Annotated in this window: 10 protein-coding genes; 5 read left to right on the top strand and 5 right to left on the bottom strand. The window is 66.8% G+C overall.

Going from position 1 to position 15,070, the window contains the following annotated elements; translation table 11 throughout:
* Positions 1–147: 147 nt before the first annotated feature.
* From BRX43_RS18630 to BRX43_RS18620, 3 genes are all read left to right on the top strand, one after another.
* Entirely contained in the window at positions 148–1,329 is a 1,182-nt protein-coding gene (locus BRX43_RS18630; RefSeq protein WP_125996574.1) for an ROK family transcriptional regulator, read from the top strand.
* A 140-nt stretch (positions 1,330–1,469) separates the two neighbouring features.
* Positions 1,470–2,468: a hypothetical protein gene (locus BRX43_RS18625; RefSeq protein ID WP_206433280.1), complete on the top strand. Its 999-nt coding sequence runs from the start codon at positions 1,470–1,472 to the stop codon at positions 2,466–2,468.
* Positions 2,469–2,510: 42 nt separating this feature from the next.
* On the top strand, positions 2,511–3,233 hold the full coding sequence (locus BRX43_RS18620; RefSeq protein ID WP_125996573.1) for a Fis family transcriptional regulator: 723 nt from the start codon (positions 2,511–2,513) through the stop codon (positions 3,231–3,233).
* Between the two features lie 287 nt (positions 3,234–3,520).
* On the opposite strand, the gene BRX43_RS18615 is transcribed toward BRX43_RS18620, so the two are convergent.
* Positions 3,521–5,281 (bottom strand): DUF885 family protein, encoded by a 1,761-nt coding sequence (locus BRX43_RS18615; protein ID WP_125996572.1) that lies wholly within the window; start codon positions 5,279–5,281, stop codon positions 3,521–3,523.
* A gap of 180 nt (positions 5,282–5,461) precedes the next feature.
* Here BRX43_RS18615 and BRX43_RS18610 point away from each other — a divergent pair, with 180 nt between their 5' ends.
* Complete coding sequence (locus tag BRX43_RS18610) at positions 5,462–6,082, top strand: response regulator (protein WP_206433279.1); 621 nt, start codon at positions 5,462–5,464, stop codon at positions 6,080–6,082.
* A 34-nt stretch (positions 6,083–6,116) separates the two neighbouring features.
* Here the strand turns inward: BRX43_RS18610 and BRX43_RS18605 are convergent, their stop codons facing one another.
* The 4 genes from BRX43_RS18605 to ligA all read right to left on the bottom strand — a co-directional run bounded on the left by BRX43_RS18605 (position 6,117) and on the right by ligA (position 13,854).
* A complete protein-coding gene (locus BRX43_RS18605; protein WP_125996570.1) occupies positions 6,117–6,914 on the bottom strand; it encodes a LytTR family DNA-binding domain-containing protein in 798 nt (265 codons plus the stop codon).
* Positions 6,911–8,053 carry a sensor histidine kinase gene (locus BRX43_RS18600; protein WP_125996569.1) on the bottom strand — a complete coding sequence of 381 codons (1,143 nt, stop codon included), beginning with the start codon at positions 8,051–8,053 and terminating at the stop codon, positions 6,911–6,913. The genes BRX43_RS18605 and BRX43_RS18600 overlap by 4 nt, the downstream gene beginning before the upstream one ends.
* Positions 8,054–8,165: 112 nt before the next feature.
* A complete protein-coding gene (locus tag BRX43_RS18595; RefSeq protein ID WP_125996568.1) occupies positions 8,166–11,528 on the bottom strand; it encodes a carboxypeptidase regulatory-like domain-containing protein in 3,363 nt (1,120 codons plus the stop codon).
* 181 nt (positions 11,529–11,709) lie between these two features.
* The gene (gene ligA, locus BRX43_RS18590; RefSeq protein ID WP_125996567.1) at positions 11,710–13,854 is read right to left on the bottom strand and encodes an NAD-dependent DNA ligase LigA; all 2,145 of its coding nucleotides are present in this window, start codon (positions 13,852–13,854) and stop codon (positions 11,710–11,712) included.
* 104 nt (positions 13,855–13,958) lie between these two features.
* On the opposite strand from ligA, the gene rarD reads away from it, so the two are divergent.
* Positions 13,959–14,843, top strand: coding sequence for an EamA family transporter RarD (gene rarD, locus BRX43_RS18585; RefSeq protein WP_125996566.1), 885 nt, complete (start codon positions 13,959–13,961; stop codon positions 14,841–14,843).
* Positions 14,844–15,070 lie beyond the last annotated feature (227 nt).

Below are 15,070 nucleotides of genomic sequence, written 5' to 3'. Positions count from 1 at the left end.
GGCCGGGGGATTGGGGCGGGTGCCCACCTTCACTGCGGGCAGCTATGTCGCCTTCGTCCTGGTGGTTGCGGCGGGCTGCGTCATCACCGCCCTTTTACTGCTTTCACCCAGCTTGACACGACCGCCTGCCCGAGGCTTGCCAGCCGCATGAACGCGATCACCGCAGGCGACTATCCGACGCATTTTCTTCGTAAAGATGGCCGCCGCACCGCGACCGCCAATGAGCGTGTCGTGATGGACCTGTTGTCGCGCCGGGGGCCGTCGAGCCGCGCCGACCTCGCCCGCCTGACCGGCCTCGCCCCGCATTCGATCACCCGTCTGGTCGAACCGCTGATCGCGCGCGGCTTCCTGCACGAGGCGCTGCCCGTCGCGGCGGGGCGCGGCAAGCCAGCCGCGAAGCTGGCGCTGGAGGGGGACGCGGCGTTCGCGGTCGGCCTGTCGGTGATGACCGACGCGGTATCGCTCGTTCTGCTCGACCTGGCGGGCCGCGTGCGGAGCGGTGCGAGCGAGCGGTTGTCCGACACAGAGATCCAGCCCGCATGCCAGCAGATCCGCCGGATGATCGACACCGCGATCGCCGACGCCGGGCGCGATCGTTCGACGCTGATCGGAATCGGGGTCGGCGTCACCGGCTATTTCATCGGCGACGGCGCCCGGTTGAACCCGCCCCGGCTGCTCGATCCCTGGGCACTGGTGCCGCTCGACACGATCCTGGCCGAGGAACTGGGCGAGAAGGTCTGGATCGACAATGACGGAAATGTCGCCGCGATCGGCGAGGCGATGCTGGGCCATGGGCGCGTGTCGCGCGACTTCGCCTATCTCTATTTCTCCGCCGGTTTCGGGGGCGGGATCATTTCGCAGGGGCTGCCGCTGCGCGGAGGGCACGGCAATGCGGGCGAATTCGCGTCGATCCTGCCCGCAGACTGGCCCCAACCCAATCTCGAGGCGCTGCGCATGACCTTCGGGGAGCATGGCCGACCTTTCCCCGACCTGCACGCCATGTTGGCGGACTTCGACGCGGGCCACCCCGCCGTCGATGCCTGGCTGGACCGCTGCCTGCCGTCGCTCAACCTGGTGGCGTCGGCCATCTCTGCGACGATCGACCCCGGAGCCATCGTGCTGGGCGGTCGCCTGCCCGCGTCGCTTGCGTCGCGGATCGCCCAGCGGATCCGCTTGACCAACCCCGAGCGGCGCGGCTTCCACCGACCCTCCGCGCGGATCCTTCCATCGACGATCGATGGCGATGCGGCGGCCATCGGCGCGGCGACCCTTCCTCTGCGCGCCGCCTTCTTCGATCTGGAAGCGGGGCATATGCTCACGGGGGACTGAGGCGTATTCCCATTACTCCATCCCAATGGGAATGCCTCGGCTGTCTCGCTGGCAGTTTCCATTCGGGATAACAGGTGTCGACCAACTCCGGTCGTTGATGCCCAGAACGGCTGATCAATTTCGGTGACCTGCAGGGGCTGTTGTTCCCGACCGCCGAAAATACGTGCCATGGGTTTCTGGGCGGCGTGCGCGATCGGAACACCGGCGATCTTGTGCCGTTCGGCGAGACCTTCGAATATCTCGTGCCCAAGGCCGATCTTAGCCTAGCCCTCGGCCGCCTGACCATGCAGTCTGCCGACCGGCACCAGCTCCAGACCCGCTCGGTCGCCGAGGATCCGCAACTTCTCGTCACGATGATGTGGGGCGACGCCAGCGACCTGGCGATCTGGTCGCGGCTAAGCGTTCGCGGCACGTTCGGTTACTTCTGGGGCGGCCCGCGCAAGACGCGCCGCTGGACCAATCGCAAGGGCATTCATCTACAGGACAAGAGCCGGGACGCTGTGGACGCGGCCCCTTTGCGCAAGCACCGCTTCATCCCGATCGTTGCGCTGAGCGCCGGCTCATCCGTCCTGCACCCTGCATTGCTGACGGCCTGGCCCGCCAATTTTACGACAGTCGTCGGTCTCAGCGAAGAAGTGCAGGCCGTATTCAATGGACCGCGCGTCGTGTTCCCGGATAGGTTTTCGCGCGGCGAGCGGAATATCCGCGCGGTCTATTACGACAAGCCTGCGAGCTTCACCCACAGCGTCGGCGTAATCGCCGGCCCCAAGGAAGACGCTGCGCTCCTCAAATTCGCGGCGGTTTACCTGCGTTCGACGCTGGCGCGCTATTTCCTGATGATGCGTGGCTGGAAGATGCTGTGCGAGCGCAACAGCCTGGATCTGGCCGACGTCGAGCCCTTCCCGTTCTTCGCGCCCGAACATGCCCCCGATCCCGACGCAGCGGTCCAGGCGATCGCGCAGGTGGCCGCGCGTGTCGATGCGATCGCCGGGCTCGAAGAGATCGAACAGGCGCCCCATTATCAGGCCATCCGCGACGAACTCGACGAAGCCATCTTCACCTATTTCGGGCTGGAGGATCACCAAGCGAAGCTGGACCGTACGTCAGGCGCTGCGCGATGCGACCCGGATCGTGCGTGACGTCCAATCGGCCGGTGGCGCCGGCAAGCCAGTGATCGCCGCATGACAGCGACGGCTGGCTGGCTCACAGCATTCCCCATCCAGCCGGCGTCCGCTGCAGTCGATGCGTTCATTGAAGGCTGGAAGGAATTGAGCGCGCGCGAACTGCCGCACTTCAATCACAAGACCAAGGAAGGGGCGCTCACCAAGACGCTGAAAATCTACGTCGAGAATCATGTCGCGCCCCGTCATGGTCTGCTCGGCATGTGGTCGGCGGAAAGCGTAATCGGCGATGTCGATCCGGCGACGAGCGAGCGGGTCGAGGAACGGCGCACCGACATCGTCTATGGCTGGAATGATGCGACGCAGGGCATTCAGCTTGTTTTCGAGTTCAAGCGTCTTGGTCACCAGAAAAAGCACCGCGATCATTATCTGCGCGATCAGGGCCTCGGCCGATTTGTTACCGGCATCTACAGCGGCAAACAGGCTGTCGCGGCGATGGTTGGCGTTCTGCTCGATCCGGAGCCCGATGTCGTGCCGCAGATTCGCGACACACTAAAGGACACGGCACTCGGAACCACGCTGCGCTTGATTCCTACCGCTGCGGGCGACCCAATTTCGAAACCATCAAACCTATTTCCTGCCGCTGATTTCGATACCGAACACACCCGGGATACCGCGCTGGCCCTGACGCATGGGTCAATCCGCGTATCGCATTTCTTCTTCGCCTTCGGCTATCCGAGCACAACCGTGAAACCGAAAAAGGTTGCCGCACCTAAAGCTTGAGCGCAGTCGCCCCTGAGCGTCAGAATTTGGTCGCTAACGCACCGGCGGGTTATGCACCGGAAGCCGCCATACAGCGGAGCCTCAAGGAACGGCAGCAACGTCCCAAACCGAGCCGCCCTGAATTTGAGACCAAGCAATGTAACGTGCGAGGGCTATCGACCTCCCGTCACCATGGCTGATCGACTCGTAGTCGGCTGAAAATACCGTTAAGCCGCCCTCGCCACCCGAATTTCCCAATGATCTGAGTGCCCATCGCTTTCACCTCGGGCGCGCCACTTTTCGATCGCTCAGGGCAGCGGATACGGCCCCTTGCCCTTGTCGGCGATGAAACGGTCGACACGGGCGTCGATCATCGGCAGCGGCACCGAACCCAGGCTCAGCATGGCGTCATGGAAGGCGCGATAGTCGAACCTCTCACCCAGCGCCCGCCGCGCCCTGGCCCGCGCATCCAGGAAGGCCAGTTCGCCCATATAATAGCTCAACGCCTGTCCCGGCCAGGCGATGTAGCGGTCGACCTCGGTGGTGATCTCGTGGTTCGACAGCGCGGTATTGTCGCGCAGGAACGCCTGCGCCTGTTCCCGCGTCCAGCCCTTGGCGTGGAGGCCGGTGTCGACCACCAGCCGCGCCGCGCGCCACATCTGGTAGCTGAGCATCCCGAACAGGTCATAGGGCGTCTCGTACATCCCCATATCCTCGCCCAGCGCCTCGCAATAGAGCGCCCAGCCCTCGCCATAGGCCGAGATATAGCTGTTGCGGCGATATTCGGGCAGGTCGGTCAGTTCCATCGCGAACGGCATCTGGAACGCGTGCCCCGGCGCGCTTTCGTGCAGCGTCAGCGCGGGCAGCGAATAGAGCGCCCGCGACGGCAGGTCATAGGTATTGACCAGATAGACGCCCGGCCCGCCGCGCCCGCTGGTGTAGAAGGGCGCGATGTCCGGGGCGACCGGCTTGATCGCGAAGCGCATCCGCGGCAGCCGCCCGAAATAGGTCGATGCCTTGCCGTCGAAGGTCTTGGCGATCCAGGCGGCGCGGTCGAGCAGGCCCTGCGGCGTCTTGGCATAGAATCGCGGGTCGCTGCGCAGATGGTCGAGGAACGACGCCAGGTCGCCCTGCCATTGCACGCTTGCCTTCACCGCCTGCATCCGCGCGCGGATCTTGGCGACCTCCGTCAGGCCGATCGCATGGATCTCCTCGGGCGACAGGTCGCGAGTCACATATTCGCGGATCTTCGACCGGTAATAGGCCCGGCCGTCCGGCAGGTCATAGGCGGCGAGCCGGGTCTGCGCGTTCGGCATATAGTCGTCGCGCAGGAACGCCAGCAACGTCCGATGGGCCGGAACCACGGCTTGCGCGATCACGCGCTTCGCCTCGGCGCGCAATTCCGCCTGCCGGGCAGCCGGGATCGTCGCGGGCAGGGTCGTGAACGGCGCGTAGAAGGGCGAAGCCTCGCCGGTCCCTGCCTTGACGACCTCCGCCACGCCCGCGTCGCGCCCCTGCAGGGTGACACGCGGCGGGGTGAAGCCGCGCGCCAGCCCGGCCCGCATATTGGCGATCTGCTGCTCATAGTAGCGCGGCATGCTCGCCAGTTGCGAAAGATAGCGACGCAGCGCCGCTTCGTCGCGATAGGTTTCCCGCGCCATGCCGCCGACGTTCATCCAGAAACTGGTATCGGCGTTCAGCGGCTTCTCGAATTCCCGGAACCGCTGCCGCGCGAGCAGGGCCGCGACCTGGCCGCGATAGACGATATAGTCATCGCGCGCCGCCGGCGACAGCGTGGCCGGGTCGATCCGGTCGAGCGCTGCCATCGTCTCGGTCCAGCGCTTCGTCATCGCCGCCTGCGCCGCCGGGCCGACATCGGGCAGCGTCGCATTCAGGCTGGCGGACGAATCCTCGTCAGGACCGGTCAGCGTCTTGCGCCATGCATATTCGCGCTCGGACACCGTGCGGAATGCCGCATCGCCGACGGGCACATCCGCCCTGGCGGCCGGAGGGGAAGCGGCGGCAGCGGGGGCCATCATCAGCAGCGTCAGCGCCAGTGCGATCGTCATGCCTTGTCCTTCCTCCCCTTTGCCCCGGCGACCGGCTTCGCGCCGGCCAGCCACAGACCGAATACGCCCCCTGCCTGTCGGCATTCAGCGTCTGCGGAACCCTGCATGGATTGTCGACCGGAATGTCGAAGGAACGCCGACACTTCGTCCTATAAAAGACGTATGGATCGCCAAGCTCCCATGCCGCAACTGCCCGTCTACATCGTCGATGGCTGTGACCATTTCCGGGACAGCACGGCGGCGATGCTCACCGCGCGCGGACATGCCGTGCAGGGCTTCGACAGCGCCGACGCGTTCCTGGCGCAGGTCGCGGAGCCGGATGGCGTGCTGCTGCTCGACGTGCGGTTGCGGGGGCGCAGCGGCCTGGCGCTCCAGGCAATGGTCGCCGCCCGCCCGGCGCTGACGATCGTCTTCGCCAGTGGCGGCGCCGAGGTGACGGATGCGCTGGCCGCGATGAAGGCGGGCGCGATGGATTTCCTGGTCAAGCCGGTCTCGCCGCGCACGCTGGTCCGCACGGTCGAACAGGGCCTGTCACGCGCCGCCGCCGCCGCCCGCGTCGCCACCGCCCGCGCCAATCGGCGGGCGTTCGAAAGCCTCTCCCCGGCGGAACGCACGCTGGTGCCGCTGCTGGCGCGGGGGATGCGCAGCAAGGTGATCGCCCAGCGCCTGTCCAAGGCGGAAAGCACGGTGAAGAACCAGCGGGTCAGCGTGCTGCGTAAGATGGCCGCACGCTCCTGCTTCGACCTGGCGTCGAAGATGGAGGATATCGCCGGCCTGCCGCCGCACGGGCTGGCGGCCTGAGGCGGGGAACGGACGGCCGCCCCCGCCCCGGCCCTCAGTGGACGAAGCGCGCCACCACGTCGCGATAGGAGCGGCTGACCTTCACCTGCGCGCCCGATCCCAGCACCAGGAAGCATTCGCCATTGGTGTGCGGCTTGACCTGCTTGACCAGGTCGAGATTGACGATGGTCGAGCGGTGGATGCGCTGGAACCGGCGCGGGTCGAGCCGTTTCTCCAGATCCTTCATCGTCTCCCGCAGGATCAGCGTATTGTCGCCGGTATAGATGCACATGTAATCGCCCGCCGCGTCGATCCGCTCGATCGTGTCGACATCGACGCGGAAGATCTGGCCGCGATCCTTGATGTTGATGAGCTTCTCGAATCGGTTGGCGGCATGGTCGCCGCCATCGGCGATGTCGTCCACCGCCTCGGGCGCGACTTCGGCCAGCACTTCCTTCAGCCGGTCGGCCTCGCCCGCGCCGCGCTTTTCCGCCAGCCTTTGCCGCACCCGGTCGAGCGTGTCGCCCAGCCGGCTCTCCTCGACCGGCTTCATCAGATAATCGACCGCCTGCGCCTCGAAGGCGCGCAGGGCATGGTCGGAATAGGCGGTGACGAACACGAACAAGGGCGGCTCCACCTCCATCAGCCCCTGCACCACGGAGAAGCCGTCGAAGCCGGGCATCTGGATGTCGAGGAAGACCAGGTCGGGCTTGTGGGTCTTGATCGCGCGGATCGCCTCGCGGCCGTTCGAGCATTTCTCGATGATCTCAACGTCCTCGTGCGCCTGAAGACGCAGTTCGAGCCCCTGGATCGCGAGCGGCTCGTCGTCGACGAGGATGGTACGGATGGTCATGCGGCCTCTCTGTTCACATCTTCCAGCTGGAACGGGATCTCGATCTCGACCGAGAATCCCCCAGCGGGCATGGAGCGCGTTTCGAAACGCTGGTCCGGGCCATAGGCCTGCACCAGGCGTTCCCTGATATTGGCGAGCCCCACGCCGGTTGAAAGGCTTGGCGTAACGCGTGTCTCATGCAAGCCGGGCCCGGTGTCGGATACGGCGATCTGCACCCGATCCCCGGCGAAGCGCACGGTGATGCAGATTTCCGCCCCCTCCTCCTGCGGCGTGACCGCATATTTGATCGCATTCTCGACCAGGGGCTGGAGCAGCAGCGAGGGCAGCCGCGCGCGTTCGGCGCGCGGGTCGATATCGAATTTGGGGCGCATCCGATCCTCGAACCGCATCTTCTCGATTTCGAGATAGAGCTTCAGCGTTTCAACCTCTTGCGCGACCGTGACATGCGCGGTCGGCTCGTTGGCGAGCGTGTAGCGCAGGAAGGAGGACAGCCGGCTGAGCATCGCGTTCGCCCGCTCGGTCTGCTTGAGCAGGACCAGCGTCGAGATGGAGTTGAGCGTGTTGAACAGGAAGTGCGGGTTGAGCTGGTAGCGCAGCATGGCGAGCTGCGCGGTCGAGGCCTGGAGCTCCAGCATCCGCATCTCGTCGATCTGCTGCTCGACGATCAGGTAGAAGTTGATGCCGAAATAGAGCGCCGACCAGCCCGCCAGCACGGTCAGGTTGAAGAAGGAATAGCCGATCACCTTGGCCAGCGACACGCTGGGCTTGGCGGAGTTGAGGAACGACCAGGTATAGGCCTCCAGCGTCGCATAGAGCGCGGTGGCGGCGGCCAGCGTGACCAGCGCCAGCACCACGCCGATCAGGCGCGGGAAGCGGCGATAGCCGCCGTAGAGCGTCGAGAGCAGCAGCGTGATGCAATAGCCGACGATCGCCGAGACGATCGCGGGGATGATGATCTCCAGCGAGAACCCGTTGGACAGCCCCGACACCGCGCGCAGCACCAGATAGCCGGCCCAGCCGACCGCCTGGAGCGTCCAGAAGGCGCGCGCCTTGTCCTCGAAGAAAGGACGCACGTTGAGCGCGAGCCGGCGTTCGGCGGTGCTGGTGCTCGGAGAAGCGGGGGCGGGTAGCGTAGCCATCGTCGTGGCGACGCATATACGCCTCGCCCGCCCCGCGCAAAAGCGCCGCAAAAAAGAAGGGCCGCCATCCCGTGGGATGGCGGCCCGATCATCGGTCCCGAGGGACGCGCGATCAGAAGGTGAAGCGCGCGCCGACGCGAATCATGTAGAGCGACTGACGCGACGAGATCGTGTCGGTCGGCGGCGTGTTCGGCGCCAGGTAGCGATACTGGGCGCAGGCCTGGGTCGAGTTGGTCACGCCTGCCGCGGTCGTGCCGGTCGCGACCGGCGTCGCCAGGCAGGACACGCGGGCCGCGACCTGCGTGTACGGGAAGGCGTATTCGCGCAGCTGACCCCAATTCTTGTTCAAGAGATTCGCGACATTCTCGACGTCACCGAAAACCTCGATACGTGAACCGCCCAGGCCGGTCGGCAGCTCCTGCGCGACGTGCAGATCGATCTTGGTGAACCACTTGGAGTTGAAGGCGTTGCGCGGCGCGATCTGGCCACGATACTTCTTCAGGCCGGTCGCCTCGATCAGCGCGTTCAGCGTGTCGCGCGTGGCGGTGCTGTCATAGGAGACGCGGGCGTCGTCCAGGCCGGTCGGCACATAGAGCAGGAAGCGGCTCTGGTTCTGCACGGTGCCGAACACCGGGCTGCGGTTGTTGGACGCATCCTGCATCGTGTAGCTGTACGGACGGCCGATGCGGGTTTCGCCGAACAGCGCGAAGGTCGTCTTATAGTCGCCGACAAAGGCATGGCTGAACGTCAGGTTGTACTTGATGTTGTACTTCACCTGGTCGTTCGAGATGCCATAGGCCGCCCCGTTCGCGTCGAAGAACGCGCCATTGCCATAGTTGGAGTTGGCGGTCGACGAGGTCGCCGGCGCCTGGTCCTTAATGTCCTGGTAGGTGAAGCTGGCGCCGCCCGACAGGCCGAAGTCGAACGTCTTGTCGACGCGCGCGACCGCGACATAGCTGCGGCCCTTCTTGGTGTTGGTCAGCAGCAGGTCGTAGTTGTTGTCCGAGAAGCTGGTGATCGGGCTGTAGCGCGTGCGGCCATCCGGGGTCAGCAGGCCGTTCGGACGGACGCGGGCGTCGGTGAAGAACACCTGGTTGCGGACCTTCGAGTAGAAGAAGTCGGCACCGAAGTTGAAGCCGCCCAGCGCATCCGGCGCATAGTCGAACGACAGCGTGCTGCGCCACTGCGACGGCAGCTTGAACTTCGGGTCCAGCGCGTTCACCGGCGGCGGCGAGCTGGTCGAGGTGGTCAGGCTGTTCAGGTAGCTGTTGACCGTGCCCGGGATGGTCGTGCCGTTGACGTTGACCAGCGCCGACGAACCCACCGCATTGGCCGCCGCCGCATTGGCGGTGCCCGGCGCGGTGTAGCTGCCGTCGTTGTTCTGGCGGATGTCGACCGAGTTGGTCAGGAAGCCGGTGTTCGAGAAGCTGTTCGAGACATAGACGTCCGGCGAGCCGCCCGCGAAGATGCCGACGCCGCCGCGCACCGACAGGTCACGCACCGGCTTCAGCTCGAAGCCGATCCGCGGCTGCACCACGCCGCGACCGCTGATATAGGCGGTGTTGGGGAAGCCGACCCGGTTCAGGAAGCTCTGGTTGAACGCCGGACGGCTGTGGCCGCCATACATGTCGTAGCGCACGCCGTAGTCGAGCGTGAACCAGTCGGTGACCCGCCAATTGTCCTGGATGCCGAAGGCATAGGACTGATAGCGGAACTGCGCCGCGCCATCCGCCGGATCGAGCGACGGCGTGGCGTTGCCGTAGCGCAGGCGCTGGGCATTGCCGGCCTGGAAGTCGGCCAGCGAGTCGAAATAATAGTCGCCGGCGGTGCGCTGCACGAAGAGGTTGTAGATCTTCGTGTCCTGATAGTCGGCGAAGATGCGCAGGTCGTGATTGTCGCGGGTCAGGCGACCCTGGACCAGGCCGCCATAGGTGCGGCTGGTGAGCGAGTTCGACTGGCGCGAGATGTCCGGGCCGAACGACACGGTGGCATAGCCGGGGGCACAGGCCGTGGAGGCGCCACTGCCGGCGCTGCCGGGAGCGGTGCGGTCCGACGTCGGCGCGGTGCAGACCTGGAACTGCGCGAAGCCGCGACCCAGGATCGGGTCCTGACCGCGCTTATAGTCCTTGTAGAAGGCGCGCACTTCGGTCGAGAACTCGTCCGACCAGTCGCTGTTCAGCTGGAACACGCCGGTGTGCAGGCGGTTCGAGCCGATATAGCCGTTCGACTCCAGGCCCAGGCCCGGTCCGGTGACCGAGGTGTTCTGGTTGAAGCGGATCGAATCCTTGGTGTACAGATAGGTCACCGAGGCGCGCTGCGTATCCGACAGATTGGCGTCGATACGTGCGGTCAGGCGGTCGTCGCGATCGTCCGAATTGTTCAGGATGCCGCCGGTCGCATAACCGTAGCGCGACTGGGCGGTGGCGCTGATCGAATCCACCGTCGCCTGGCTCAGGAAGCCGTTGGGGCCCGACAGGCTTGGGATGACGGTGCCGGCGTTGTTCTCCGCCGTGCCTTCCACGATCGGCGTGCCGGCGCGGATGCGCTCGCCCGCGACCATGAAGAACAGCTTGTCCTTGATGATCGGGCCCGACAGCTCGGCGCCGTAATTCTCGATCTTGAAGCTGGGCAGCGTCACCCGGCCGGTCGGCACGCCGGGGCCCGCCTTGGTCTTCTTGCCGGTCAGCTTGTCCGAGGAATAGGAATAGAAGCCGGTGCCGTGGAAGCTGTTGGTGCCCGACTTCAGGATGGCGTTGATCGCGCCGCCCTGGAAATTGCCCTCGCGCACGTCATAGGGCGCGACCTTGGTCTGGAACTGGCCGATGGCATCGAGCGGCACGGGCGAGCGGCGGGTCGGCAGGCCGTCCGGGTTCAGGCCGAAATTGTCGGTGATCGGCACGCCGTCGACCGAGAAGCGGTTGAAGCGGGCGTTCTGGCCGGCGAAGGACACGGCGCGGCCCGACCCTTCCGCATAGTCGAGGCGGGCGAAGGGATCGCGGCGCATCAGGTCGCGCACGTCGCGGTTGATGGTGGCGACATTGGCGATCTGCGCCGCGGTCAGGACCGTCGACGGCCCGAGCGACTGGGTGCCCGCGCCCCGGATCGACGAGGCGGTCACGACGATCTCGCTGCCCGCGCCCTCATCGGCCGACAGCTCGACCGGCAGGTCGTAGGGCTGGGCGATGACGGTGAAGATGTCGGTGACCTGCTTGGACGGATAGCCCGGCGCATTGACCGTGACGGTGAACGGGCCGCCGACGCGCAGACCGGCCGCGTTGAAGCTGCCCTTGTCATCGGTCGTGGCGTTCGCCGTGGTGCCCGACGGCACGTTGACGATGGTGACGGCAGCCCCGGGGACCGGCGCGCCATTGGCGGTCACGGTGCCACGGATCGTCGTGGTCGTCTCCTGCGCCATCGCGCCCGCCGGCGCGATCAGCGCGACTGCCGCCACGCCCAGGAAAAGGTTGTTCCGCATCATATTCCCCTTTGAGCTTTTTCTTGCTCGGACACTGACGGCTCTGCGGCCGGACAGTCGCGCCCTGCCGGGACAATATGTCGGTTCTGTTACAGACTCGAGATGGTTCCGCGACCAGGATCAATCGGTTACGCGGCGTGGCAAAAGCGCAACGGATTTGCGGCGGGATTGTGTCGGACGCCTATCCCGCCGCCGCCACGATCGCGGCCCATTCGGCTTCATCGATGACCCTAACCCCCAGATCCGACGCCTTTTTCAGCTTAGAACCGGCACCCGGCCCGGCGACCACCAGATCGGTCTTCTTGGACACCGATCCGGACACATGCGCCCCCAGCGCCTCGGCCTGCGCCTTGGCCTCGTCGCGGCTCATCGTCTCCAGCGAGCCGGTGAAGACGACGGTCTTTCCTGACACATCCGACATCCGCGTCTCGTGCACGACATCGACCGGCTTCACCTCGCGCAGCAGATCGGCGACGACGGTGCGATTATGCGCCTCGGCAAAGAAATCGAGCAGCGCGTCGGCGACCTCCGGGCCGATGCCGGCGGTATCGATCGCGCCGACCAACGCGCGGGCGCGGCGAAGCACGAACTTGCGCTCCGTCTCGCCGATCGCGGGCACCGTCGCGCGGCGCAGGCGCAGCGCCTGGCGGATCATCGCCGCGAACTCCCGCACCGAGACGAAGCGCCGCGCCAGGTCGCGCGCGGTGATCGCGCCGACATGGCGGATGCCGAGCGCGAACAGGAACCGGTCGAGCGGTATGCCGCGCCGCTCGTCGATCGCCGCCAGCAGCTTGTCGACCACCAGCTCCGACATGCGTTCGCGCGCGACCAGGGCCTCGCGATGACGATGCAGCCGGAAGATATCGGCCGGCGAGGCGATCAGCCCGTCGCGGAAGAAGTCCTCCACCCGCACCAGGCCCAGGCCGGTGATGTCGAAGGCGTGGCGCGAGACGAAATGGATCAGCCGCTCGACGCGCTGCGCCGGGCAGATCAGGCCGCCGGTGCAGCGCACCACCACCTCGTCCTCGCCACGCGTCGCCAGCGATCCGCATTCCGGACAGTGATCGGGAAAGACGAAGGCCGGCCGGTCGACGTCGCGCGTCAGGTTCTCGACGATCTGCGGGATCACGTCGCCCGCGCGTTGCAGCACCACCCGGTCGCCGGGCCGCACCCCCAGCCGCGCGATCTCGTCGGCATTGTGCAGCGTGGCGTTGGTGACGACGACGCCGCCCACCGTCACCGCCTCCAGCCGCGCGACCGGGGTCAGCGCGCCGGTGCGCCCGACCTGGATGTCGATCGCGCCCAGCGTCGTCTGCGCGCGCTCCGCCGGAAACTTGTGCGCGATCGCCCAGCGCGGCGTCCGCCCCACGATCCCCAGCCGCGCCTGCCAGTCGAGCCGGTCGAGCTTGTAGACCACCCCGTCGATATCGAACGGCAGGTCGGCCCGCTCCGCCTCGATCGCGCGATAGACGGCCAGCGCGCCCGCCACATCCTCGACCCGGGCGAAGGCGTCGGCGACGGGAAAGCCCCAGGCGCGGATCTGGCCGACCAGCTCGGCCTGGGTCGTCGCGGTCATCGCGCTCGCCTCGCCCCAGCCATGCGCCAGGAACCGGAGCGGCCGGCCGGCGGTGACGGCGGGGTCCTTCTGGCGCAGCGATCCGGCGGCGGCGTTGCGCGGATTGGCGAACTGGCGCGCCTCCTTGCCCACCGCCGCCGCCTCGGCGAGCAGCCGGGCGTTGAGCGCGGCAAAATCCGCCTTGGACATATAGACTTCGCCACGCACCTCGAACACGGCGGGGGCGTCGCCGCGCAGGGTCTGCGGAATGTCGGCGATGGTGCGGACATTCTCGGTCACATCCTCGCCGATCGCGCCGTCGCCGCGCGTCAGCGCCTGGACCAGCACGCCCTGCTCGTAGCGGAGCGAGCAGGACAGGCCGTCGATCTTCGGCTCGGCGGTCAGCGCCACCGGCTCGTCGTCGGACAGGCGCAGGAAGCGGCGGACACGGGCGACGAACTCGACGATGTCCTCGTCGGCGAAGCCATTGTCGAGGCTGGTCATCGGCCGGGCATGGGCGACCTTGGCGAGATGCGCGGCAGGCGCCGCCCCCACCTGGCGGCTGGGCGAGTCGGCGCGGACCAGGTCGGGAAAGGCCGTCTCCAGCGCCGCATTGCGCCGGACCAGCGCGTCATAATCGGCGTCGCTGATCTCGGGCGCATCCTCGGTATGATAGAGGCGGTTGGCGCGCGCGATCGCCTGCGCCAGTTCGGCCAGTTCGGCGGCGGCGGTCAGCGGATCGGCCGGCAGGGATTCGGGCAAGGGGTCCATGCCGCCGGGTTAGGAAGCGGAAGCCACCCCCGCAAGCCATGGCTTGCCTCCGGCCAACCCAAAGCAGGTTGCAGCCCGGCACCGCATCCGCGACACAGCCCCGCATGACCGATCGGGACACGCAGACAGACGGGCTGAAGCTCGGCATCACCGCCTATATCCTGTGGGGATTCCTGCCCTTCTACTTCAAGCTGCTGGAGGGGGTGCCGGCGCTCCAGATCCTGGCGCATCGGGTATTGTGGTCGGTGCTGCTGCTCGTGCTGGTGGTGGTCGCGCGCCGTCGGCTGGGGGCGCTGCGGACGGCGGCGCGGGGGCGGACGCTGCTGCTGCTCTGCGCCTCGGCGACGCTGATCGCGATCAACTGGCTGGTCTATATCTGGGCGACGCAGCACGCGCATGTGCTGGAGGCGAGCCTGGGCTATTTCATCAATCCGCTGCTCAACGTGCTGCTCGGCGTGGTGGTGCTGCGCGAGCGGGTGTCGCGCCGCCAGGGGCTGGCGGTCGGCGTCGCGGCGCTGGGCGTGGTGGTGATGGCGGTGGCGGGCGGCGGCGCCTTGTGGATCTCGCTGGTGCTCGCGGTCAGCTTCGGCCTCTATGGCCTGGTCCGCAAGGTGGCCGCGATCGACGCGCTGGGCGGCCTGACCGTCGAGACGCTGTTGCTGGCGCTCCCCGCCATGGCGGTGCTGGTGCAGGCGCAGATGGTCGGGACCCAGGCGTTCGGCGGGGACACGCGCACCGACCTGCTGCTGGTCGCGGCGGGGGCGATCACCACCGCGCCGCTGCTGCTGTTCGCGGCGGCGGCGAAGCGGATGCGCTATGCGACGCTCGGCCTGCTGCAATATATCGCGCCGACGCTCCAGTTCGCGCAGGCCGTGCTGCTGTTCGGCGAGCCGCTCCGGCCGGTGCATATCGTCACCTTCGGCCTGATCTGGACCGGTTGCGCCCTCTACGCCGCGGACAGCCTGAAACAGGCGCGGGCCGCCCGGTGATGTCGGGCTGAACGGGTCCACGCGGAGATCGGCTTTATGCGAAGCCGATCTCCCGGCCCCGAAAGCGGAAACCCGACGCGCCTCCATGAAAGTCCATTCCCTAGAGCGGGATGACGTGGGGCTGAATCGATGGGGATTTCCATGGAGGCGCTGATCTGATTCAAGGGCAGGCTGGCGGAGGAGGCCGGTCTGCATGGCGAAGCCGTATTCGATGGACTTGCGCGACA

Origin of the sequence: Sphingomonas sp. S-NIH.Pt15_0812 (assembly GCF_003951315.1) — a bacterium.
Lineage (GTDB): Bacteria > Pseudomonadota > Alphaproteobacteria > Sphingomonadales > Sphingomonadaceae > Sphingomonas.
The sequence above is the reverse complement of the archived record's forward strand: the minus strand, read 5'-3'. Positions and strand labels throughout refer to the sequence as shown.